This window comes from Thiorhodococcus minor (assembly GCF_010820565.1).
In the GTDB taxonomy this organism is placed as follows: domain Bacteria; phylum Pseudomonadota; class Gammaproteobacteria; order Chromatiales; family Chromatiaceae; genus Thiorhodococcus; species Thiorhodococcus minor.
This window is the reverse complement of sequence record NZ_JAAIJQ010000002.1, coordinates 35659-55137: the sequence shown is the minus strand read 5'-3', so window position 1 is coordinate 55137 and position 19479 is coordinate 35659. Positions and strand designations below refer to the sequence as shown.

Here is a 19479-nt window from a genome sequence, read left to right as displayed (position 1 = left end):
GAACAGCTGCTCTCGCAAGAGACGGAGCACTCAGTGAGCCGGGTGATCGGCCGATGAGCGCCTCTTTTTGAAATTATTGCTATTTAATTATTCAATGGCAAATCAACGCACCAAAATCCGGCACAGGTCGAGGACTCCGCGCTCCGAATTGGAGCACTCACACATCAGCAGCCTCGTAAGCCGCCGGTAATGTCCAGCCCGTCTCGCGCCGGCCCCGATATCCCCTCGGACTCACGTCGGTTGATGCTCGAGCTCATGATGACAGGCCTGAAGGCGGTCGATGGGCGCCGCGCTGTGCGCAATGCACTGAATGGCAGCACTCCCCGGCGGCCTGTCTGGCTGTGCGCCGTCGGCAAGGCCGCCGAGGCGATGGCGCTCGGCGCCAAGGAGGCCATGGGGGATCGGCTCGACACCGGACTCGTCATCACCAAGCAGGGCCATGCAGATCCGCTCGCGCTGGCGGGATACGGCATAGAGACACGCTTCGGAGGGCATCCGCTGCCGATCGAAGGCAGCCTGGAGGCAGGCCGGGACCTGCAGAGAATGCTCCAAGCCTTGCCAGCGGATCGCGAGGTCCTCTTCCTGCTCTCCGGAGGGGCATCCAGCCTCGTCGAGGTACCCATTCGAGGCATCGACCTCCCCGAGCTGCGGCGGATCAACGCCTGGCTGCTCGCAAGCGGATTGCCGATCACCGCCATGAACCTGGTGCGCAAGTCGCTATCCCGCATCAAGGCTGGCGGACTGCTCGGTCACCTCGAAGACAGACCCCTGCGTGCCCTGGCGATCTCCGACGTCCCCCAGGACCTGCCCCAGGTCATCGGCTCGGGTCCGCTGACACCTGAGCCCGACCTGGCCCAAGGGGTCGCACAGCTGGAGCTTCCCGAATGGCTCTCCACCTGGGTCGAGCGCGGCATCCGTGAGCGCGGCTCACCTGAGACGGGACGCGCGCGGGTAGAGATCCTTGCCACGCTATCGCAGGCAAAGGCAGCGATCGCAACGGAGGCGCGGCAGCGCGGGCTGACCACCTTCTTGCACCCGGAGCGCCTCAGCGGCGACGCGGAAAGATTGGGGAAGCAGCTCGCACGGACGCTCCTTGGCGGCGAGCGCGGCCTGCATCTCTGGGGCGGCGAGCCGACAGTCCGACTGCCCAGGAATCCGGGACGCGGCGGAAGGAGTCAGCACCTGGCGCTCGCCGCCGCGACCCAGCTCGCCGGCCATCATGGCCACTTCCTCCTCAGCATCGGCAGCGACGGCACGGACGGACCGACCGAGGACGCGGGCGCCCTGGTCGACGCCGGCACACTGGAGCGCGCCGAGCTGGCGGGCCTGAGTGCGCGGGAGGCACTGGAGCGGGCGGATGCAGGCACCTTCCTCGAGGCCGGCGGGGATCTCATCCGGACCGGCCCGACTGGCACCAATGTGACTGACATCCTTCTGGGGCTCAAGACGTGAGCGACCTATCGACCGACAATCTCTTTACCGCGGCAGCCCGCTGTCTCACCGAGACCGATCCGGAGCGCAAGCGCACGCTCGCACAGCAGCTCGCGACGAACTGGCAAGCCGGCCGACTCTCGGCCGATGCAGAGCGAGCCGAGCCCGTCACCCAAAGCGCGGGGCTGCCAGCCAGGCTCGCGCTCGTGCCGCCGCGCCAGCTCGTCGCGCGCAAGCTGAGCAGCCGCGACGGGCGCGCGGCCATGATCCACGCCGTCGCCCACATCGAATTCAACGCCATCAATCTGGCCTGCGACGCCGTGCAGCGCTTTCGCGACCTGCCGCCGGCCTTCTATTCGGATTGGATCCGGGTCGCCGCGGAAGAGGCGGAGCACTTCGGCTTGATGGGCGAGCGGCTGCGCGACCTCGGTTACGACTATGGCGACTTCCCTGCGCACAACGGACTCTGGGAGATGGCACAGCGCACGGCGCACGACCCGCTCACGCGTATGGCGTTAGTGCCCCGTGTGCTCGAAGCCAGGGGGCTCGACGTCACGCCCGGCATGATCGAGCGCTTCCAGGCGGCGGACGACAGCGAGACGGCCGCCCGCCTGGGGATCATCCTGCGCGACGAGGTCGGACATGTTGCCGCCGGATCGCGCTGGCTCCGCACGCTTTGCCAGGAGCGGGGACTCGAGCCCAGCTCGCACTTCTTTCGCCTGCTCGACGACTACATGACAGGCGACATCCGCGGCCCCCTGAATCTCACCGACCGACGCCGCGCCGGGTTCGACGCGGAGGAGCTCGAGCGCCTGGAGAGGCTCTGTCAGAGATAGTCCAGCTGATCGACGCCGAACCGGGTCGGCGTCAGCCCAAGGCGGGCGAAGCTGTCGTTCTCGGAGCAGACGTTGCCTTCCATCAGCATCTTGATCTGATCGCGCGAGATGGGGAACCACGAAAAGCGATCCAGCACTGCCGCCGTCGCCCGGATGGCGGCGACCGGAGCCGGGAGCATCAGCTTGGTCTTTCCGGCCGCGGCCGCGATGGTCGTCAGGATCGCCTTCCAGCTCAGACGCTCCGGCCCGCAGAGGCTGTAGGTCTGTGATTCGGTTCTCGGCTCGCTCAACGCCAGCACGAAGGCATCGGCGACATCGGAGACGCTGACGGGCGCAAGCTCGAAGCCCCCCGCGTCGGTTGGCAAGATACCTGCGTAGAACAAAGGGGCAGGCATGGGGCTGTCGATGATGTCCTTTTTGAGCTGGGAGCAGAATTCCATCCGCCCTTCCGGATCGCCGAAGATCACCGAGGGCCGGAAGATCGTCCAGCGCAGCGACGAAGCCTTGAGTGCCTGCTCCGCTTGGTATTTCGTGCGCTGATAGGCGGTTCCCTCTGCATGCACACCATTGGCGCTCATGAGCAGGAAGCGATCGACCCCGAGCTTTTGCGCCGCCACGATGGTATCGAGGACGCCTTGATGCTGCAGCGCCTCGAAGGTGATGCCCTGCGCCGGAAACTCGCGCAGGATGCCGATCAGATAGATGGCCGCATCGACCCCGGTCAGACAATTCTCCAGCGCGCTGAGATCGCCAACGTCGCCATGCACGATCTCGCAGGATTCCGGCTGCGGAACCTTGCTCTCACTGCCAGGCCGCACCAGCAAACGCGGGACGTGCCCAGCCGTCACCAAGCGCTGCGTGATGTTAGCGCCGACGAACCCGGTACCGCCGATGATCGCAACCTTCATGGGTGCCTCCTGAAACGGATTGAGTACCTGAAACGGATTGAGTAATAGTCGAGACCAGAGTAGAGAGAGCGCGCCGGAAGGGTGCATGAAGGGACTCACGCAACCATCCATGCCCAGCCCCGCAGCCACGCAAAGCGGTCGAGACGAACCGCTGGGTCCAGTGCTCTAGCGACACCTTGGCGCGGTGCGCGGCCATGGTCGAGCGCGCATCCTCGGAGGCCGACGAAGTCGGCGGTTATCGCACCAGGGTGGAGCGATAGGCCTCGCGCGAGCCATTGCTCAGGGAGATGGGGACGGTCTGTAGACAGATCGAGCGCGCCATGCGGCTCATTGTCTGGAGGGACGACCGCCCTCGGGCCGAGTCAACAATGTCAGCGAGTGACGGCCTGAGCCTGGCGTCCTGCCGGCGGAGCGGTGGGAGCGACCTCCATCATGCTCTGACGGCGCAAGCGTCGCATACTGCGCCGTGCCGACAAGAAGACCTCGCCGATGGCCTCCTTGGCCGTTTTGCAAGCCTCGCGCACCAAGACTTGGTGGCCGGATGCCAGCTTCGCGCTCAGCTCGCAGCGAATGCGATGGCCGTGGAGCTGGTCGAACTCTTCTTGGACGTTGACTTGGGCTTCGATACGCTCGCCCGGGAACCGATCCGCGAGCTTCTGAGCTTCTGACTCGATTTGGCGACGGATTTCGACATCCAGCGCAAGCGTATCGCCGCCTATCTTTAGGACCATACTTGACGTTCTCCAAGTACTCGGTGCGGTCGCGCGCCACGCGCGCAGCATGGGCACCGAGACGGATCATGAAATGAGGGCGCTAACGCCTCTATGAGAGACGACGTCGCAGAGGTGTCTCTGGAAGCGGAGGGGCGCAGTTACGAGACTTGCGGCGGTGCGCAAATCATGGCGCTCGAGCGCCTGAATTGCAAGACTAGCGCGCTGCGGATGTGCAGTCATCGACGCTAATCGCACCCAGGGATTCGCGATTGGCGCTCTTGGAGTCTCGAATGCCCGAAGGTGACACCATTTTCAAGCTCGCGGCCGCGCTTGCGCCCGAGCTCTGCGGCGAGCGCGTCGAGCGCCTTTGGATCCGCCGCCGGCCAGACCCGCCGGCGGCTGGCCGGCGAATCACCCAGGTGACCAGCCAGGGCAAGCACCTCTACATCATGCTCGACGATGCCATGCGTATCCGCACGCATCTGGGTCTCTACGGCTCCTGGCACCGCTACCGCCCTCGGGAGCCCTGGCAGAAGCCCGAGCGACAGGCCAGCTTGGTGCTCAGGCTCGCGAAGCGCGTCTACGTCTGCTTCAGCGCCAAGGAGGTCGAGATCATAGCGGCAGACGGGTTTCACGACCGGGACCAGCGTCATCGCCTGGGCCCAGATCTCGCACGCCATCCCCCGTCACCAGACCTGCTCGCGGAGCGGCTGGCACGCATCGCCCGCCCGGATGCGCTCATGGCCGACCTGCTGCTGGACCAGCGGATCGCATCCGGCATCGGGAACGTCTACAAGTCGGAGACCCTCTTCCTGGAGGGGGTGCCACCGGACGTGAGGCTTCGCGAGGTCCCGCTCCCGCGCGTCCTGCGGCTCTACGAAACGGCGGCGGAGCTGCTCGCAAGCAACCTCTCGGACGGCCCGCGCGTCACGCGCAGGAGCCAGGACGGCCGCGGCCGTCTCTGGGTCTACAAACGCGCAGGACTCCCCTGCCTGCGCTGCGGAGCGCCGGTCGTCAGACAGATGCTCGGGCGCACTCCACGCTCGACCTATTGGTGCCCGAGCTGTCAGTCGGGTCTCTCGAGCGCGCCCGCCGACGGGCCTGACGCCAGGTGAGCCACAGACATGGCCCCCTGGAGTGGTCCATGCTGCTCGCGCTGACCGCCCTCTGGGGCTCCGCCTTCACCTTGACCAAGATCGCGGTCACTGCCCTGCCGGCGGACTTGGTCGTCGCGGGGAGGCTCGGCGTCGCCGCCATCCTGCTCATTCCCCTTGCCCTCGCGCTCGGGCATCGGCCGAGAGCCGCCCCTAGGCTCTGGGGCTTCATGGCCCTCATTGCCTGCTTCGGCTACGCCCTGCCCTTCTCGCTCGTCTCCTGGGGGCAGCGCTTCATCGACAGTGGCGTCGCCGGTATCCTCATGGCGGTGATGCCGCTCGCGACGCTCGGCCTGGCGCACTGGCTGATCCCAGGCGAGCGCATCACCAGCTACCGCATCAGTGGCTTCGTGCTGGGCTTCTCGGGCGTGGCTGTGCTGATGGGCCCCTCGGCCTGGCAAGCGCTCCTAGACGGCGAGACGCGGCTCCTGCCGATGCTCGCGGTGCTCGGGGGCGCCTTCAGCTACGCGGTCTCCTCGGTGCTCGCCCGACTGCGCCCGCGCAGTGACGCCCTATTCACGGCTGCGGCAACCGTTTCGCTCGCCGCCCTCCTGATGGCGCCCTCGGCACTGTCTCAGATCGACCCGAGCGTGCCGCTGCAGATCGCTCGCTCAGAGCTGATCGCGGTCATCCTGCTCGGCGTCTTCTCGACCGCGCTGGCCGCCATCCTCTACTTCAAGCTGGTAACCATCGCCGGCCCCGCCTTCGTCTCGCAGCTCAACTACCTGATCCCGCTATGGGCCGTCGGCAGCGGCATCCTCTTTCTGCACGAGCGGCCCGAGCCGAATCATCTCTATGCGCTGGGGCTCATCCTCTGCGGCATCCTGGTCAGCCAGCTCGAGCAGCTTCGGCGCTAAGAAGCCACGATCGCCTCATTCGAAGAGGTCGCGGTAGGCCTTGGCGAACATCTTGTAGGCATCCCAGCCGTCCTTGTCCATCACCTGGTCGATGACCCAGCGGTTCTCGTCCTTCGCACCCATGAGCGTCTGAACCTCGTAACCGAGGTGACGCAGAAAGGCATAGCTCGGCCCATCGTCGGCGAGCTGGTATTCGGCGTACTCGTCCGACCGGGCGTTCAGCAGACCGATGAAGGGGCCGCCGTAGTCGCCGGGGCCGAGCAGATCCTGGCTGTTGTCCTGAACGTGCGCGAAGAGCTTCTTCGCCAGCTCGGTGATGAGCACCTGGCGACTGTCGTCGTCCAAGTCGCCATGCGCCAGCCGGTCCGCGATCTGGATCAGGAAGACCAGATACTCCTGGATCACCGCCAAGCGCTGAGCGTCGTCACGGTAGACGAACCGCTCGCAATGCAGGTTGATCGCCTTGTCCATGGCGACGCGCCAGGCGATATAGGCGAGCGCACTGGCGACCTGGGGCAGCGACCGCTCCCGATCCTCATCCTTCCAATGGCTTTTGATACGTAAGGCCACACTATTCTCCCATGTCACAAATCTCCCATGTCACAAAGGGCGCGTGCTGCCGCGGCGCAGCTAGCGCGCGAGGCACCAAGGCGCGGAAACGAGCCTGGAGCCCCAAGCGACGCAACCGGCATACGAGGTGACTCGATGACGCATTCCGCCCTCAATCATCTGGCCGAGACCGTGCAATACAACTGCAATGTCTCGGATGCTCGCCATGGCGCGGACGACTCGCTCTGCATCTACCTGATGAAGATGCGCGAGTACTTCCGCTGGGAGCGCAGATTGCCCTTCGGCGCGCCGCTGGAGCGCCAGCAAGTCGGCGAATGGCTGCAGGCGCGCGAGGAGCTCTGGGAGCAGCTCGAGCACGCCGACCTGCTCCCGATCGAGATCGACGAGCAATGCTACGATCCCTTCGACGCGGATGCCATCAACCGAGCGCTGGCTCCTCAGGGACTGGTCTACAGTGGCGGGCTCGGCACCCATGGCAAGCCCCACTTCGTCCTAGGCGACTTGGAGCAGCATCGGCGCCATGGCGATCGGTCCGTCTTCATCGTCGCGGACGAGTACGCGCGGGATCTATCCGCACCGCCGGCCATGACCCTAGGACAGAGCATCTTCGTGCGTCGCGAGTCGCTCAGACGCATGCTCTGGGAGAAGCTCGAGAGCTGGCGTTGGAGCCGACCGGACAACGCCCTGGGGCGCGCCTTCGCCTGCTACGACTTCGACAACGCGCTCGATGCCTCGCTCGACGCCATGGCGGACCGCGAGGCGCACACCCTGCTCCTTCACGAGCAAGGGGAGACCCTGGCTGGGGAGCAGCTCGGCGATGCCTGGGGACGACTGATCCTGGATCTCGCCGGCACCCCGGCCGAGATCATGGCGCGCGCCGTGCGCGACCATCTCGCCGACTGTCTGGTGACCATCCCACACCTGGCCGCTAAGGCGCAGGCCGCGTCGATCCATTTCTTCGTCGGTCAGCTGACCAATATGCGCAAGGAGATCTTTCCCGGCCTGCAGGACGCCTACGCGAGCTGGAGGCATGACGGAGGCTTGGAGGGCTTCGATGAGGTTGCCGCCAGAGGACGGGCGCACTGGCTGAGCCTCGCCCAAGCCATGCTCGAGATCCATCGCGAGCAGGGCGCAGCGCTCGATCAGGCAATCCGGGACCTCGTTCAGACCAGGCCGCTGTGAAGATCCGTGCCCAGGCCGCGGTTGGCGCGGTCTCGGTTGACCTGCTGCGGTCGGCCTCCCGAGAATAGGCCGAGCAGAACGACCAACCCGCGAGATCTGGAATCACGGAGCGCAACTTGCCCACCCTCAAGACCATCCGAGAGGTCGAGCCCGGAACCTTCATCTTCGAGCGCCCCCTGGCGCTTCCGCCAGCCTTCTGCGAGGCGGTGATCGAGCGCTTCGAGGCCAGCCCGGAGCACCAGTACGCGGGTCGGATCGGCCAGCTGCGCGCGGAGAACCACAGCATCAAGCGCACCACGGATCTGGTGGTCAGCAACAAGCCAGACTGGAAGGACATCGATCAGATGTTCTTCGCCTCGCTCGCGGCGGCGGTCAAGGAGTTTCGCGAGGCCTTTCCCTATTTCAAGGGGCCCTTCAAGGACGAAGGCTATCAAGTCCAGCGCTACCGAGCGGGCGAGTATTACCACTGGCACATCGACAGCGGCAGCCACGAGCTGAGCCAGCGTCAGCTCGTGGCGCTCTGGTACCTCAATGACGTGCCCGGACCGGGCGGCGAGACGGAGTTCCTGCACCAGGGAATCAGCGTCCGCCCCGAATGCGGCAAGCTGGTGCTCTTCCCGCCCTTCTGGACGCACGAGCATCGCGCCGTCGAGGTGCGGGAAGGCGCGAAATACATCGCCACCACCTGGGTGATCTTCGCGTGAGCGAAGCCCAAACCGAGGCAGCCCCGACCCTGCTCGCCATCGTCGAGCTTGGAGGCTATCCGAACCTGGTGCCGCTCTATCGCACGCTGGGCTTCGAGGTCGAGGTGGTGGCCTCTCAGCGCAAGGCGCAAGCCGCGCTCAAACGCCGGATCCCGGACGTCATCCTTGCCGAATACAACTTTCAGTCGGATTTTCGGGACAGGACCAGCAACCTCGAGACGCTCATGGCGGGACTACAGAGACACCCTCACGTCAAGGTGATCTGCTTCTACCAGGCGGAATATCGGCAAAAGCTGGACGGCTTGATGAGCAGATTTCCGATCTTCGCGGCCATCCCCTTTCCGGTCGATCCGAGCGCGGTGGAGGCGGCCCTGCGGCAGGCGATCCAGTGAGCCCAGCCCCTAGGCAGCGCATCGAGCCCCGGATCCAGCCCGCCGGCAGTTGCCGCCGGAGCGCGGCGACAATCGCCAGGACATCGCCTGCCAGGATGCTTCGCCCGTTCTCATTCGCCCAGCGGAAAGCACCAAGCGAAGCCACTCGAGCCGAAGGCGCTCTACCGCTGGTGCCGCGCCATGCGCGGCCGGCCCTTCCCTTGCGCTAGATTTCCGCGACGACCTTGTCGTAGAAGCCCAAGAAGTCGTCAGGGGTCGCCCCTTCACGCCACTCGATGGCACTGCGCGGATGCTGGTTGAGCTGCCCGGTGATGTTGTAGGGGATGGACGGCCCCCAATCCAGCTCCTTGCGTAGCGGTAGGATGTAGTTCTGGATCACGTCGATGATGGGGCGCATCTCGAACTTGGGATTGCGCAGGAAGCCCAGCAGCAGCTCGGTGTGGCAGTTGCCGGCGCCGCGGCCGAAGCCGAAGAGCGTCGCGTCGACCCGGTTGCAGCCGAGGATGATGGCCTCGATGGTGTTGGCGAAGGCGAGCTGCAGGTTGTTGTGGGCGTGGATGCCGATCTCCTTCCCGGTTCCCTCCAGCGCGGACGTGTACTTCCTGTAGAGGCGGTCGATCTGCTCGCGGTAGAGATAGCCGAAGCTGTCGACGATCACCATGGTGCTTGCGGGCGTGCCTGCGACCGCCTCGAGCACGGTGTCGATCTCTTCCTCGGTGATGTTCGACACCGCCATGAGGTTGGCCGTGGTCTCGTAGCCGAGTGCGTCCGCGTGGCGAATCATGTCGACCGCCTCAGAGACCTGATGGGCATAGAAGGCGACGCGGATCATCGAGAGCGGACTCTCGGAGGCCGGGACGATCTGGGTCTCCCAATCGCTCTTGCCCGCATCCGCCATGGCGGCGAGCTTGAGCCCGGTCTTCTCCGCATCGTGATCTCCCACGACCCGCTGGAGATCCGCCTCGTCACAGTGGCGCCAGGGACCGAACTTCTCCTTGGGGAAGGTCTTGGGCGAGTTCTTGTAGCCGATCTCCATATAGTCGATCCCGGCATCGAGACAGGCTTGGTAGACGGCTTTCACGAATTCGTCCGTGAATTGATGGGCGTTCACGAGCCCCCCGTCCCTGACGGTGCAATCGAGCACTTTGAGCTCTGGTCTGAAGGTGATCCAGGGGGCCTTGTCTGACATCGAACGTTCTCCGTGGGCGTGCATTGAATCGACCGCCGCGAGCAGCTTGGATCGCCCCGGGATTCGAGCTCGGCCTGAGGCGGCTCGACTTCGCCGGAAAGGACCCAAAAGGCTCTGCCATCCGCGACGCGTAGCCCGCGATTGTGGCCCCTAGGGATCGCGAGGGCAACGCACCCCTGCCATCCAATTGCCGCAGCGCAACATTACGGTCACCCAACCGCCACGCCCCCGTCTCCTAGCCGCCATGAGGCGTTCACCTTCAGCGCCTATCCTGCCCGGATTTCCACCACATCGATGGCGATCGGCCGGATCGGCGCATCGCCGGGAGCTTGACCCTGAGCACTTCAGCCCCGAGCACTTCAGCCCTAAGCACACAGCCCATGCGCTCCAAGCCGACCCTGTCCGATCGCTTCGATCAGCAGGTCTTCAACAGCATCTATTCCCGTGCACTGGTCTACAACACCTGCTGGGAAGACCCTGCCGTCGACCGCCTGGCGTTGGAGCTCAAGCCGGAAGACCGCCTGCTGGTCATCACCAGCGCCGGATGCAATGTGCTCGACTACGCGCTGACCGGACCCGAGCGCATCCACGCCGTCGATGCCAACCCCCGCCAGAACGCCCTGCTGGAGCTCAAGCTCGCCGGCATCCGCCGGCTCGACTACGAGGACTTCTTCGCGGTCTTCGGACACGGCTACCACCCTGGGTTCCGCGATCTCTACCTCGGCGAGCTGCGCCAGGAGCTCTCGCCATTCGCGCGGGACTTCTGGGACCGCCGCGCCGCCTGGTTCGGCAGCCCGAACGGCAGCTTCTACTTCCACGGGCTCTCCGGCATCGTCGCGCGGGTCTTCCACACCTATCTGCGCGTCCGCCCCAAGCTCGCCGCCAGCGTCCGCGCTCTCTTCGAGAGCGAATCCCTCGACGATCAGCGGCACGTCTACGACACCCGCGTCAAGCCCTTGATCTGGACGCCCAGCGTCAAATGGACCCTGTCGCGCCAGTTGACGATGAGCATGCTGGGCGTCCCGCACCCGCAGCGCAAAGAGGTGCAGGCGCAGCACTTGAAGGGGGTCGCCGGCTTCGTACAGGACGCCATCGAGTACGTCTTCCGCCAGCTGCCCATCTCGACCAACTACTTTTGGTCGGTCTATCTGCGCGGCCGCTACGCCCAGGATTGCTGCCCCGAATACCTGAAGCGCGAGGGCTTCGAGACCTTGAAGGGCGGACTCGCCGAGCGCGTCGTCCTCCATACCTCGACAGTCACGGAATTCCTCCGCTCGACGGAGGAGCGCATCTCCAAGCTCGTGCTCCTAGACCACATGGACTGGATGAGCTCCTATCAGCCGGAGGCGCTGGCCCAAGAGTGGCAAGCCATCCTCGACCGCGCCGCGCCGGATGCGCGCATCATCTTCCGCAGCGCCCATGCCGCGCCCACCTACCTGGACCGCATCGAGCTGGGCGCGGAGCGCCGTCCGCTGCGGGACCAGCTGCGTTTCCACCCCGAGCTGGCTCGACGCCTGAGTCTCATGGACCGCGTCCACACCTACGCCGGCTTCCACATCGCGGACGTCCTGACATGATCGCCACGGACGCACGCGTCCTGCTGCGCCTACTGCTCGGCCAGCCCCGGCGGGGCTCTCACGCCGAGCGGCTCCAGGCCTTCTACGCCCCTCAAGCCAGGGACTACGACCGCTTCCGCGAGCGCCTGCTGCACGGACGCGATGCGCTGGTGCGGCTCATGGAGGTTCCAGCGGGCGCCCATGTCGTCGAGCTCGGCGCCGGGACAGGAAGCAACCTAGCCCACTTCGGCGAGCGGCTCGCCAGCTTCAAGACCGTCACGCTCGTCGACCTCTGTCCGGCGCTCTTGGAGCAGGCACGCGAGCGCACGCGCGCCATGGGCAACGTGCGGGCGATCGAGGCGGACGCGACCACCTACCGTCCCGACGTGCCGCCCGACGCGGTCTTCTTCTCCTACGCGCTGACGATGATTCCGAGCTGGGACGCGGCCATGGCAAATGCCATTGCGATGCTCAAGCCCGGCGGAGTGCTCGGGGTGGTGGATTTCTATGTCTCGGACGCCAAGGGCGGTCCCGGCAGCGCGCGCCACGGCGCCTTCGGCAGACACTTTTGGCCGCGCTGGTTCGGACACGACGGCGTCCACCCGAGCCCGGAGCATCTGCGCCAGCTCATCCGGCGGCTTCCCCGGCACGAGCTACTGGAGCGTCGCGCCCCAGTGCCCTATCTGCCGGGCCTCAGGGTCCCCTACTACGTCTTCGTCGGGCGCAAAGGAGAGCGGCCCGGCTAGGTCGCTTCGTGCACTGAGGCGATTTCTCAAAATTGCCGTACCAACAACCCATGGCACTCGGGAAGCCCATGATGCTGCGCAAACGCATGGGGGGATGAGAGCGCGGCGCCCCTGATGGCTCATCGATCCCGCGTCTCCCGGAGGCATCGCCCGCAAGCGGGCTCCTACCGAGAAGAGCGCGTAGCGGGCTCCTACCGAGAAGAGCGCGTAGCGGGCGATTGGCATGAGGATGCTCGGAAATCGCCTTACAGCGGACCTTCGGGTGCCGCGATCAGCGCCATGCGGACGAGATCCGCCAGCGAGTCGGCCCGCATCTTCTCCATGACGCGCGCGCGGTGGGCCTCGACGGTCTTGGCGCTCACCCCGAGCGCCGCCGCGATCTCCTTGTTCGATCTGCCGTCCGTGACCATGCCCATCACCTCATGCTCGCGCGGCGTCAGCTCCGCAAGACGCCTGACGATCTCCGCCTTCGCCAGGCGGCTGGCGCGCGTCTTCTCATCGAACTCCAGGGCATTGCGGATGCTGCGCAGCAGATCCTCGTCGTGAAAGGGCTTCTCGATGAAATCGACGGCACCGGCCTTCATGGCGCGCACCGCCATGGCCACGTCACCGTGGCCGGTGATCATGATGACGGGCAGACGATGCCCCTCCGTGGCCAGATGCGCCTGCAGCTCGAGCCCGCTCATGCCCGGCATCCGCACATCCAGCAGCAGGCAGCCGGCGCGGCCCGGGTAATAGTCTTTAAGAAAGGCGGCGGCGGAATCATAGGTCTTCACGGTCATGCCAGTCGCCTCGATCAGCCATTGGAGCGAGGTGCGCATGGCCTGATCGTCGTCGACCACGAATACGGTTGCGTCAAGAGTCATCCTAGGGTTTCCAGCGATTCGATCACGTCTCTAGTCTCGTCGGCGGGCCGCTCGGCCAGCGGCAGATTCAGGTGAAAGGTCGATCCCACACCGACATCGGACTCGGCCCAGATCCGACCCTCGTGATTCTCGACGATGGTCTGGCTGATCGCCAGCCCCATGCCCATCCCCTTCTCCTTGGTCGTCACGAAGGCGTCGAACAGGGTCGCGATCCGCTCGGGCGCGATCCCGGGGCCACTGTCCGCCACGCTCACGTGCGCCTTCCCGGAGTCGACGTCGGAGCGAATCCGGAGCTGGCGCCGCCCCTCGGGCCGCATCTCGAGCGCATCGAGCGCATTGCCGACCAGGTTGAGCAGCACCTGCTCGATCTGAACCAGATCGACGCAGATAGGGATCGCCTCCTCGCTGAGATCGAGCAGGATCCGCACGCCAAGCCGCGTGGTCTCGAACTCGAGGAAGGAGCAGACCTCGCGGACGAGATGATTGAGGTCGGCATGGGTGCGTGTCGGCGGCTGCTTGCCGACCAGCGCGCGCAAGCGCCGAATGATCTCGCTCGCGCGCTTCGCCTGCGCGGTGATCTGGTCCATGGCGCCAACCAGCTCCTGCGGCTGGCCGACACCGCTCTGCAGGCGTCGCGTGCAGCCATTGGCGTAGTTGACGATGGCCGACAGGGGCTGATTCAGCTCGTGGGCCATTCCCGTCGCGACCTCGCCCATGGTGCTCAAGCGACAGACATGGACCAGCTCCGCCTGATGCTGGCGCGACTCTTGCTCGGCACGCCGGACGGCCGTGATGTCGCGCGCGTAAATGTTCACATAGCCGAGATCGCGGATGGGCGCAAACAGGAGCGAGTAGACCTGCCCCGAAATCTCCAGCTCGCGCTCCAGGGGCCGGCCCGTGCGCGCCGCCACGGAGACCGCAGCGGCCCAGTCGGCGGGCAAGCCCTCTCCAGGCTCGGCCTCCCAGGCCCGCAGCAAGGGGCGGCTCGCGCTGTTCGCGTAGACAATCAGGCCCGCGTCTGTCACCCGCAGGATAGGATTGGGGCTCTCGCTCGCGAACCGGGCGAGGCTCTTGATCTCCTGCTCCGCCTGCTTGCGGCTGCTGATGTCATGGATGTAGAGGGTGTAGACGCGCTCGTCGACCAGCGCGATGGGGGCGATGGAGATCTCGACAGGCACCTCGGAGCCGTCGGCCCTCGCGACGATCAGCTCGCCCCGGCCAAGCGGCTCCCGCCCCAGGTGCTGAGAGCGGTCCAAGAGGCGCTTGAAGGCCGCGCGCGTCACCTCAGGCATGAAACGCTCGGTGAAGACGACTCCGATGGCGGCGGAGCGGGTCATGCCGAATAGGCGCTCGGCCGAGGGATTGTACTCGATCACCCGCCCGCCATGGTTCAGGGTCACGATGGCGTCCAGCGAGGCCTCCATCATGGCGGCCTTGAGCGCCTCGCTCTCACGCATCTCGGCCTGATGCTTGCGGCTCATCTCCTCGCGGGCCGTCAGCACCAGCTGGGTGAAGTGCTGGATCCAATCCTCGAGCAGAACCAGCTGATTGCCGCCGCGATCGAAGCCGGGCTCGGCGATGCCGAGCGCGCGCTGCGAGAAGCGCGTCATCCGCTTGAGCACCTTGTTGAGGCGCGAGGAGACCAGGTAGATCACCGCGGTGAAGACAAGGATGTAGACCGCCGCCGCGATGAAGCGCTGACGCCGCTCGAAGATGCGCACGTGCCTGGACATCTTCTCCACGCTGGCATGGGGCACGAAGGTGGCGAACAGCAGATTGGAGTTGGCCCCCTCGTACTCCGGCAGGGCTTGCGAGGTAATGACATAGGTGTCCTCCCAATCGCCGAGCGTCGTCTCCGGGATGAGCGCCTGCGAATCCAGGCTGGCGACGATCTTCTGGTCGTCGCTGTCGACCAGGGCCACCGCCGCGCGGACGACGTTGAGACCGCGCTGCGATGCCGCCAGGAAGGCGTCGTCGACAGGCACCAGCACCACCAGATAGCCCATGTCGTAGCCACCGGCATCCTCGACGGCATCGCTCGCGAGCAGGTATAGACGATTGCCCAGGCGCTCGATCACCGTTCTTACCTCGCGCTCGTCGAGGAACTGCGTCGGCACTGAGGACGCAACCTCCGCGGGAGCCTGCGTCGGCCCCGGCTGAAAGATCTCCCGCACCTGACCGCTCGGGTCCGTCAGCAAGACATGACTGGGCGGACTCAGGGCGTCGCGCTCGAAGAAATCGGGCAGCCAAGTCGGGCGGAAGTCCTTGTAGATCACCGGATCCACGGTCTCCTCCGGCGACCAGAAGAGCGGCTCCAGGTATTCGGAGAGCTTACGGTGATTGGCGAGCAGACGCGTGGTCGCGGCATAGCTCGAGAGGTAGCGGTCGAAGCGGATCAGGCTCTCGCGCGCCCGCAGCTCGAGCTGCACCTCGAGCTCCTGTCCGAAGATCTTGTCGACCTGGCGGCTCTGCACCTGATCGAGCGTCGTCCAGATGACGAGACCTGCGACCAGCCCGATGACGATCGCGATCCACGGCATCGGAACCCGTCGCAAAAGCCTGAACAGAAGTGGTTTAATAGAAATTCGAATCACAATGGTGGCTTCTTGTTAGGAGCGACTTCCCGACAACCCTGTTTCGACAACTGAAAGAAGATGCAACTCGATCTGTCACAAGCCCAGAAACCTTCCGTCCTGAGACGCCTCGGGGCCCTGCTCTACGACGTCGTTGTGCTGCTCGGCGTGCTCATGCTGGCCAACGCCATCGTCGTCATCCCCTATGAGGTCGTCACCGGACACCCCGTCTACGAGAGTTTCCTCCCACTGACCCTGATGCGCCTCTATCTGCTCGCCGTGATCGCGGGCTTCTATGTCTATTTCTGGACCCACGGCGGCCAGACCCTAGGCATGCGGGCCTGGCGCCTGCGCGTCGTCGACAACGACGGCCACGACATCGGCATGGGCACGGCCCTCAAGCGCTTCGTCTGGTCGATCGTCAGCTTCGTTCCCGCCGGGCTCGGACTCTGGCTGAGCCTCTTCAATCGCGAGGGACTCGCCTTGCACGATAGCAGGTCCGGGACCCGCCTCGTGCTGACCCAGAAGGCCGCCTGAGCGAGCGGCGACTGCCCTCCTCGCCCCGGCTGGGCGCCAACCTCGGCGCCCCCGCCGAGATCGGCGGGGTCCTAGAATCGAGGGCGAGCCAGGCCGCGTCCAGCCACGGACGCGGCCGCCTTCCAGCCGAGGCAGCCGCTACCGAGCTGACGCAAGGGCTCAGCCCAGGCGACGCAGAAGCAAGAGCGCCGCCGTCACGAAGAGCGCGGGCGGCGCGATGGCGGCGAGCAGCGGGCTCATCCCGAACAGCAGCGCCATATAGGCGAAGGTCCGGCTCAGCAGGTAATAGAGAATCCCGACCAGGATCCCGGCGAAGATCCGCCGTGCCATCCCGGTGCTCCGGGAAGAGCCGAGCAGCAGCGGAATGGCGACGAAGATCATGGACAGGGTCAGCACCGGATGCAGGACCTTGCCCCAGAAGGCGACCTCGTAGGCCCCGGCGTCCTGCTCGTTGATCGTCATGAAGCGGATGTACTTGTAGAGCCCCCAGACCGGCAACGACTGGGGATCCGCCACCACCACCTTGAGCAGCTCGGGGTCGAGCATGGAATCCCATTCGGCCCGGTCGATGCGCTCGACCTCGACACCATCGGCGTCGACACGACTGCGCGCGATCTCCTCCAGAACCCAGTGACCCTCCGAATAGCGCGCGGCACCCGCGTGCGTGGCGACCAGCGAGCCGGCGCCGCTGTCGACGCGGTAGATGTAGATGTCGCTCAAGTGCGCGCCCGAGCGGATCTCGCGAATGTTCACATAGGAGCCATCATCGATCGCCCAGAAGCCGAAGCGCGTGCGCTGGGCCACGTCGCCCGAGAGCGCCTGACGCCGCAGCTCCACGCCGCGCTGCTCGGCCGCGGGCGCCACCACCTCACCGAGCAGCACAGCCAGGATCGCAAGCAAGGCCCCGCCCGCAAGCGCCGCGCGCACGATCTGAGACACGGAGATCCCGGCCGCCCGCACGGCGACCAGCTCGGAGCGGCTCGCCAGCGCCCCGAGACCGATAAGCGCGCCGATCAGCGTCGCGATGGGGAACACCTGATAGAGATAGCGGGGCAGGCTCAGCAGCATGAAGAGGACGGCATCCAGGAGCCCATAGTGCTCGACGCCGATGGACTCGACCTCGTCGGCGAGGATGAAGACGCCCATGAGCGGGACCAGCGCGCCCAGCGTCAGCAGGGTGCCCTCGATCACCGACCAGGCGACATAACGGTCAAGGATTCTCACTTCGGCCCGGGCCCGTCATTCTGTAGACTTTAATCCCAGCATCCTAACACCAGTTACAGCGGGCCAGCCCAGGCCGCCCCGCCCTCTCAAGTATCGCCAGGAGCCACGCGATGGAATTCAAGATCAAGACCGGTGAGATCGCCAATCACAAGACGCCCTGCCTCGTCCTGGGAGTGTTCGATCGCCGCAAGCTCATCGGACCCTCCGAGGACGTGGACGCGGCCACCAACGGACGCATCGGCGCCTTGCTCAAGAAGGGCGACCTCGACGGCGAGACGGGGCAGACCCTGATACTCTACGACCTGCCGGGCCTGGCCGCCGAGCGCGTCCTGCTGGTGGGCCTGGGCAAGAAGAAGGACTTCACCCGAGCCGTCGCGCGCAAGGCCATCGCCGCGGCCACGGACGTGCTGCAGAAGGCGCGCTGCGGCGATGCGACGCTCGCGCTGTACGGCCCCCTGCCGAGCGACGCGGACCTCTACGCCGGCCTGCGTGACCTGGTCGTCGCCACGGAAGACCGCGTCTATCGCTACGCGGAAACCAAGGAGGACAAGAAGGCCCCCAAGACCCCGCTCAAGCGCCTGACGCTCTGGGTCGGCTCCAAGGAAGAGACCAAGGAGGCCGAGCGTGCCGCCGCGCATGGCAGCGCCATGGCGTCCGGCATCGCACTCGCCAAGGAGCTCGGCAACCTGCCCGGGAACATCTGTACGCCGTCCTATCTCGCCGACCAGGCGCACAAGCTCGGCAAGGACTTCAAGCCCCTCAAGGTCGAGATCCTCGACGAAGACAAGATGGCCGACCTGGGCATGGGCGCCCTGCTCTCGGTCTCGCGCGGCAGCCGTGAGCCCGCGAAGCTGATCGTCATGCACCACAGGGGCGGAAAGTCGGACGCCAAGCCCGTCGTCCTGGTCGGCAAGGGGCTCACCTTCGACGCCGGCGGCATCTCGCTCAAGCCCGCAGCCGACATGGACGAGATGAAGTACGACATGTGCGGCGGCGCCAGCGTCTTCGGGAGCATGCTCGCGGCCTGCCAGCTCGACCTGCCGATCAACCTGATCGGCGTGGTGCCAGCCTCCGAGAACCTGCCCGACGGCGCCGCCAACAAGCCCGGCGACATCGTCACCAGCATGTCGGGTCAGACCATCGAGATCCTCAACACCGACGCCGAGGGCCGCCTCATCCTCTGCGACGCCCTCACCTACTGCGAGCGCTTCGACCCCGCCGTCGTCATCGACATGGCGACCCTGACCGGCGCCTGCGTGGTCGCCCTGGGCAAGCACCCCGCCGGGCTCTTCACCGCGGACGACAAGCTCGCGGAGGAGATCACCCAGGCCGGCGAGGCCGCCGCCGACCGCGCCTGGCGTATGCCGCTCTGGGACGACTACCAGTCCCAGCTCGACAGCAACTTCGCCGACATCGCCAACATCGGCGGGCGCGACGCGGGTGCCGTCACGGCCGCCTGCTTCCTGTCACGCTTCGCCAAGAAATACCGCTGGGCACACCTCGACATCGCGGGCATCGCCTGGAACAGCGGCAAGGAGAAGGGTGGAACCGGCCGGCCAGTCGCCCTGCTCACCCAGCTGCTGCTGGAGCGCAGTGGCGTGCTCAACTAGCCCGGATCGCTCACCAGTTGGCCAGCCGGGCGCGAACCGCGGGGCACAGCGCGGGGAAGGAGCCGCATTTGGGGGCCCCAGGGAGAATGACAGGACACCTGCGCCGAATCAGCCGGTGGTGTAGTCATTTCGGGTGCGCTTGCAGTGTGATTTCACCCTCAGCTCGATCAGATCCGGATTGCGGTGGTCAACAAACTGCTCGGCCAGACGGGCAATGCTGCCGGTGTGCGCCTCGACCTCCACCAACAACAGCCCACCGCCATCGGAGCTGATCGCCCCACCGTTGGACTGACCAATCACCTCACGGCGTCCCAGGCCGTGAAATTCCAGCTGAGCCTCATGACACTCCGTCATCGAAGGGTCGCCCTCTCGTGCGCGCATCACTGCCTGATTGCGCATCCGTCAAGCCTGAGAGTGCGGCCCTTTTTCAA

At 65.8% G+C, this 19479-nt stretch carries 19 protein-coding genes; 11 read left to right on the top strand and 8 right to left on the bottom strand.

Translation table 11 applies throughout. The features are described from left to right. The first annotated feature begins 255 nt into the window (after positions 1–255). Together G3446_RS00880 and G3446_RS00875 are read left to right on the top strand one after the other, a co-directional pair. On the top strand, positions 256–1452 hold the full coding sequence (locus tag G3446_RS00880) for a glycerate kinase type-2 family protein (RefSeq protein WP_245232226.1): 1197 nt from the start codon (positions 256–258) through the stop codon (positions 1450–1452). Next, a complete protein-coding gene (locus G3446_RS00875; protein ID WP_164450502.1) occupies positions 1449–2267 on the top strand; it encodes a DUF455 family protein in 819 nt (272 codons plus the stop codon). The genes G3446_RS00880 and G3446_RS00875 overlap by 4 nt, the downstream gene beginning before the upstream one ends. On the opposite strand, the gene G3446_RS00870 is transcribed toward G3446_RS00875, so the two are convergent. Further along, the gene (locus tag G3446_RS00870; protein ID WP_164450501.1) at positions 2258–3175 is read right to left on the bottom strand and encodes an SDR family oxidoreductase; all 918 of its coding nucleotides are present in this window, start codon (positions 3173–3175) and stop codon (positions 2258–2260) included. The two genes, G3446_RS00875 and G3446_RS00870, sit on opposite strands and share 10 nt — an antisense overlap. Before the next feature lie 371 nt (positions 3176–3546). Then, positions 3547–3906 carry an HPF/RaiA family ribosome-associated protein gene (locus tag G3446_RS00865; RefSeq protein ID WP_164450500.1) on the bottom strand — a complete coding sequence of 120 codons (360 nt, stop codon included), beginning with the start codon at positions 3904–3906 and terminating at the stop codon, positions 3547–3549. Between the two features lie 272 nt (positions 3907–4178). On the opposite strand from G3446_RS00865, the gene G3446_RS00860 reads away from it, so the two are divergent. Both G3446_RS00860 and G3446_RS00855 read left to right on the top strand, forming a co-directional pair. Beyond that, the gene (locus G3446_RS00860; RefSeq protein ID WP_164450499.1) at positions 4179–5003 is read left to right on the top strand and encodes a DNA-formamidopyrimidine glycosylase family protein; all 825 of its coding nucleotides are present in this window, start codon (positions 4179–4181) and stop codon (positions 5001–5003) included. Positions 5004–5032: 29 nt separating this feature from the next. Next, on the top strand, positions 5033–5899 hold the full coding sequence (locus G3446_RS00855) for a DMT family transporter (RefSeq protein ID WP_164450498.1): 867 nt from the start codon (positions 5033–5035) through the stop codon (positions 5897–5899). A 15-nt stretch (positions 5900–5914) separates the two neighbouring features. Here G3446_RS00855 and G3446_RS00850 read toward each other — a convergent pair whose 3' ends face one another. After that, positions 5915–6469, bottom strand: coding sequence for a hypothetical protein (locus tag G3446_RS00850; protein ID WP_164450497.1), 555 nt, complete (start codon positions 6467–6469; stop codon positions 5915–5917). 135 nt (positions 6470–6604) lie between these two features. On the opposite strand from G3446_RS00850, the gene G3446_RS00845 reads away from it, so the two are divergent. The 3 genes from G3446_RS00845 (at position 6605) to G3446_RS00835 (ending at position 8747) form a co-directional block, all read left to right on the top strand. Continuing rightward, entirely contained in the window at positions 6605–7651 is a 1047-nt protein-coding gene (locus G3446_RS00845) for an Sfum_1244 family protein (protein WP_164450496.1), read from the top strand. 116 nt (positions 7652–7767) lie between these two features. Beyond that, positions 7768–8355 carry a 2OG-Fe(II) oxygenase family protein gene (locus G3446_RS00840; protein WP_209262200.1) on the top strand — a complete coding sequence of 196 codons (588 nt, stop codon included), beginning with the start codon at positions 7768–7770 and terminating at the stop codon, positions 8353–8355. After that, entirely contained in the window at positions 8352–8747 is a 396-nt protein-coding gene (locus G3446_RS00835; protein ID WP_164450495.1) for a DNA-binding transcriptional response regulator, read from the top strand. Before G3446_RS00840 ends, G3446_RS00835 begins: the two co-directional genes overlap by 4 nt. Positions 8748–8952: 205 nt before the next feature. Here the strand turns inward: G3446_RS00835 and G3446_RS00830 are convergent, their stop codons facing one another. Further along, the gene (locus G3446_RS00830) at positions 8953–9936 is read right to left on the bottom strand and encodes an aldolase catalytic domain-containing protein (RefSeq protein ID WP_164450494.1); all 984 of its coding nucleotides are present in this window, start codon (positions 9934–9936) and stop codon (positions 8953–8955) included. Positions 9937–10316: 380 nt separating this feature from the next. On the opposite strand from G3446_RS00830, the gene G3446_RS00825 reads away from it, so the two are divergent. Together G3446_RS00825 and G3446_RS00820 are read left to right on the top strand one after the other, a co-directional pair. Next, the gene (locus G3446_RS00825) at positions 10317–11513 is read left to right on the top strand and encodes a BtaA family protein (protein ID WP_164450493.1); all 1197 of its coding nucleotides are present in this window, start codon (positions 10317–10319) and stop codon (positions 11511–11513) included. Beyond that, positions 11510–12238, top strand: a complete 729-nt coding sequence (locus G3446_RS00820) for a class I SAM-dependent methyltransferase (RefSeq protein ID WP_164450492.1) — start codon at positions 11510–11512, stop codon at positions 12236–12238. Before G3446_RS00825 ends, G3446_RS00820 begins: the two co-directional genes overlap by 4 nt. Before the next feature lie 245 nt (positions 12239–12483). On the opposite strand, the gene G3446_RS00815 is transcribed toward G3446_RS00820, so the two are convergent. Together G3446_RS00815 and G3446_RS00810 are read right to left on the bottom strand one after the other, a co-directional pair. Then, positions 12484–13104 carry a response regulator transcription factor gene (locus G3446_RS00815; protein WP_164450491.1) on the bottom strand — a complete coding sequence of 207 codons (621 nt, stop codon included), beginning with the start codon at positions 13102–13104 and terminating at the stop codon, positions 12484–12486. Continuing rightward, entirely contained in the window at positions 13101–15644 is a 2544-nt protein-coding gene (locus tag G3446_RS00810; protein ID WP_164450490.1) for a PAS domain-containing sensor histidine kinase, read from the bottom strand. The genes G3446_RS00815 and G3446_RS00810 overlap by 4 nt, the downstream gene beginning before the upstream one ends. A 114-nt stretch (positions 15645–15758) precedes the next feature. Here G3446_RS00810 and G3446_RS00805 point away from each other — a divergent pair, with 114 nt between their 5' ends. After that, positions 15759–16214, top strand: coding sequence for an RDD family protein (locus G3446_RS00805; RefSeq protein WP_164450489.1), 456 nt, complete (start codon positions 15759–15761; stop codon positions 16212–16214). 159 nt (positions 16215–16373) lie between these two features. Here G3446_RS00805 and lptG read toward each other — a convergent pair whose 3' ends face one another. Continuing rightward, the gene (gene lptG, locus G3446_RS00800) at positions 16374–17438 is read right to left on the bottom strand and encodes an LPS export ABC transporter permease LptG (protein ID WP_164450488.1); all 1065 of its coding nucleotides are present in this window, start codon (positions 17436–17438) and stop codon (positions 16374–16376) included. 110 nt (positions 17439–17548) lie between these two features. Between lptG and G3446_RS00795 the strand changes: the two genes are divergently transcribed. After that, the gene (locus G3446_RS00795; protein ID WP_164450487.1) at positions 17549–19048 is read left to right on the top strand and encodes a leucyl aminopeptidase; all 1500 of its coding nucleotides are present in this window, start codon (positions 17549–17551) and stop codon (positions 19046–19048) included. 108 nt (positions 19049–19156) lie between these two features. Here G3446_RS00795 and G3446_RS00790 read toward each other — a convergent pair whose 3' ends face one another. After that, complete coding sequence (locus G3446_RS00790) at positions 19157–19447, bottom strand: transposase (protein WP_164450486.1); 291 nt, start codon at positions 19445–19447, stop codon at positions 19157–19159. Between the last annotated feature and the right edge of the window lie 32 nt (positions 19448–19479).

What these genes read in the sequence shown, in the direction of transcription:
- G3446_RS00880 (WP_245232226.1), top strand. Translation starts at nt 256, where the DNA reads ATGATGACAGGCCTGAAGGCGGTCGATGGGCGCCGCGCTGTGCGCAAT.
- G3446_RS00870 (WP_164450501.1), bottom strand. Translation starts at nt 3,175, where the DNA reads ATGAAGGTTGCGATCATCGGCGGTACCGGGTTCGTCGGCGCTAACATC.
- G3446_RS00865 (WP_164450500.1), bottom strand. Translation starts at nt 3,906, where the DNA reads ATGGTCCTAAAGATAGGCGGCGATACGCTTGCGCTGGATGTCGAAATC.
- G3446_RS00860 (WP_164450499.1), top strand. Translation starts at nt 4,179, where the DNA reads ATGCCCGAAGGTGACACCATTTTCAAGCTCGCGGCCGCGCTTGCGCCC.
- G3446_RS00855 (WP_164450498.1), top strand. Translation starts at nt 5,033, where the DNA reads ATGCTGCTCGCGCTGACCGCCCTCTGGGGCTCCGCCTTCACCTTGACC.
- G3446_RS00845 (WP_164450496.1), top strand. Translation starts at nt 6,605, where the DNA reads ATGACGCATTCCGCCCTCAATCATCTGGCCGAGACCGTGCAATACAAC.
- G3446_RS00830 (WP_164450494.1), bottom strand. Translation starts at nt 9,936, where the DNA reads ATGTCAGACAAGGCCCCCTGGATCACCTTCAGACCAGAGCTCAAAGTG.
- G3446_RS00825 (WP_164450493.1), top strand. Translation starts at nt 10,317, where the DNA reads ATGCGCTCCAAGCCGACCCTGTCCGATCGCTTCGATCAGCAGGTCTTC.
- G3446_RS00820 (WP_164450492.1), top strand. Translation starts at nt 11,510, where the DNA reads ATGATCGCCACGGACGCACGCGTCCTGCTGCGCCTACTGCTCGGCCAG.
- G3446_RS00815 (WP_164450491.1), bottom strand. Translation starts at nt 13,104, where the DNA reads ATGACTCTTGACGCAACCGTATTCGTGGTCGACGACGATCAGGCCATG.
- G3446_RS00810 (WP_164450490.1), bottom strand. Translation starts at nt 15,644, where the DNA reads ATGCCGTGGATCGCGATCGTCATCGGGCTGGTCGCAGGTCTCGTCATC.
- G3446_RS00805 (WP_164450489.1), top strand. Translation starts at nt 15,759, where the DNA reads ATGCAACTCGATCTGTCACAAGCCCAGAAACCTTCCGTCCTGAGACGC.
- G3446_RS00795 (WP_164450487.1), top strand. Translation starts at nt 17,549, where the DNA reads ATGGAATTCAAGATCAAGACCGGTGAGATCGCCAATCACAAGACGCCC.
- G3446_RS00790 (WP_164450486.1), bottom strand. Translation starts at nt 19,447, where the DNA reads ATGCGCAATCAGGCAGTGATGCGCGCACGAGAGGGCGACCCTTCGATG.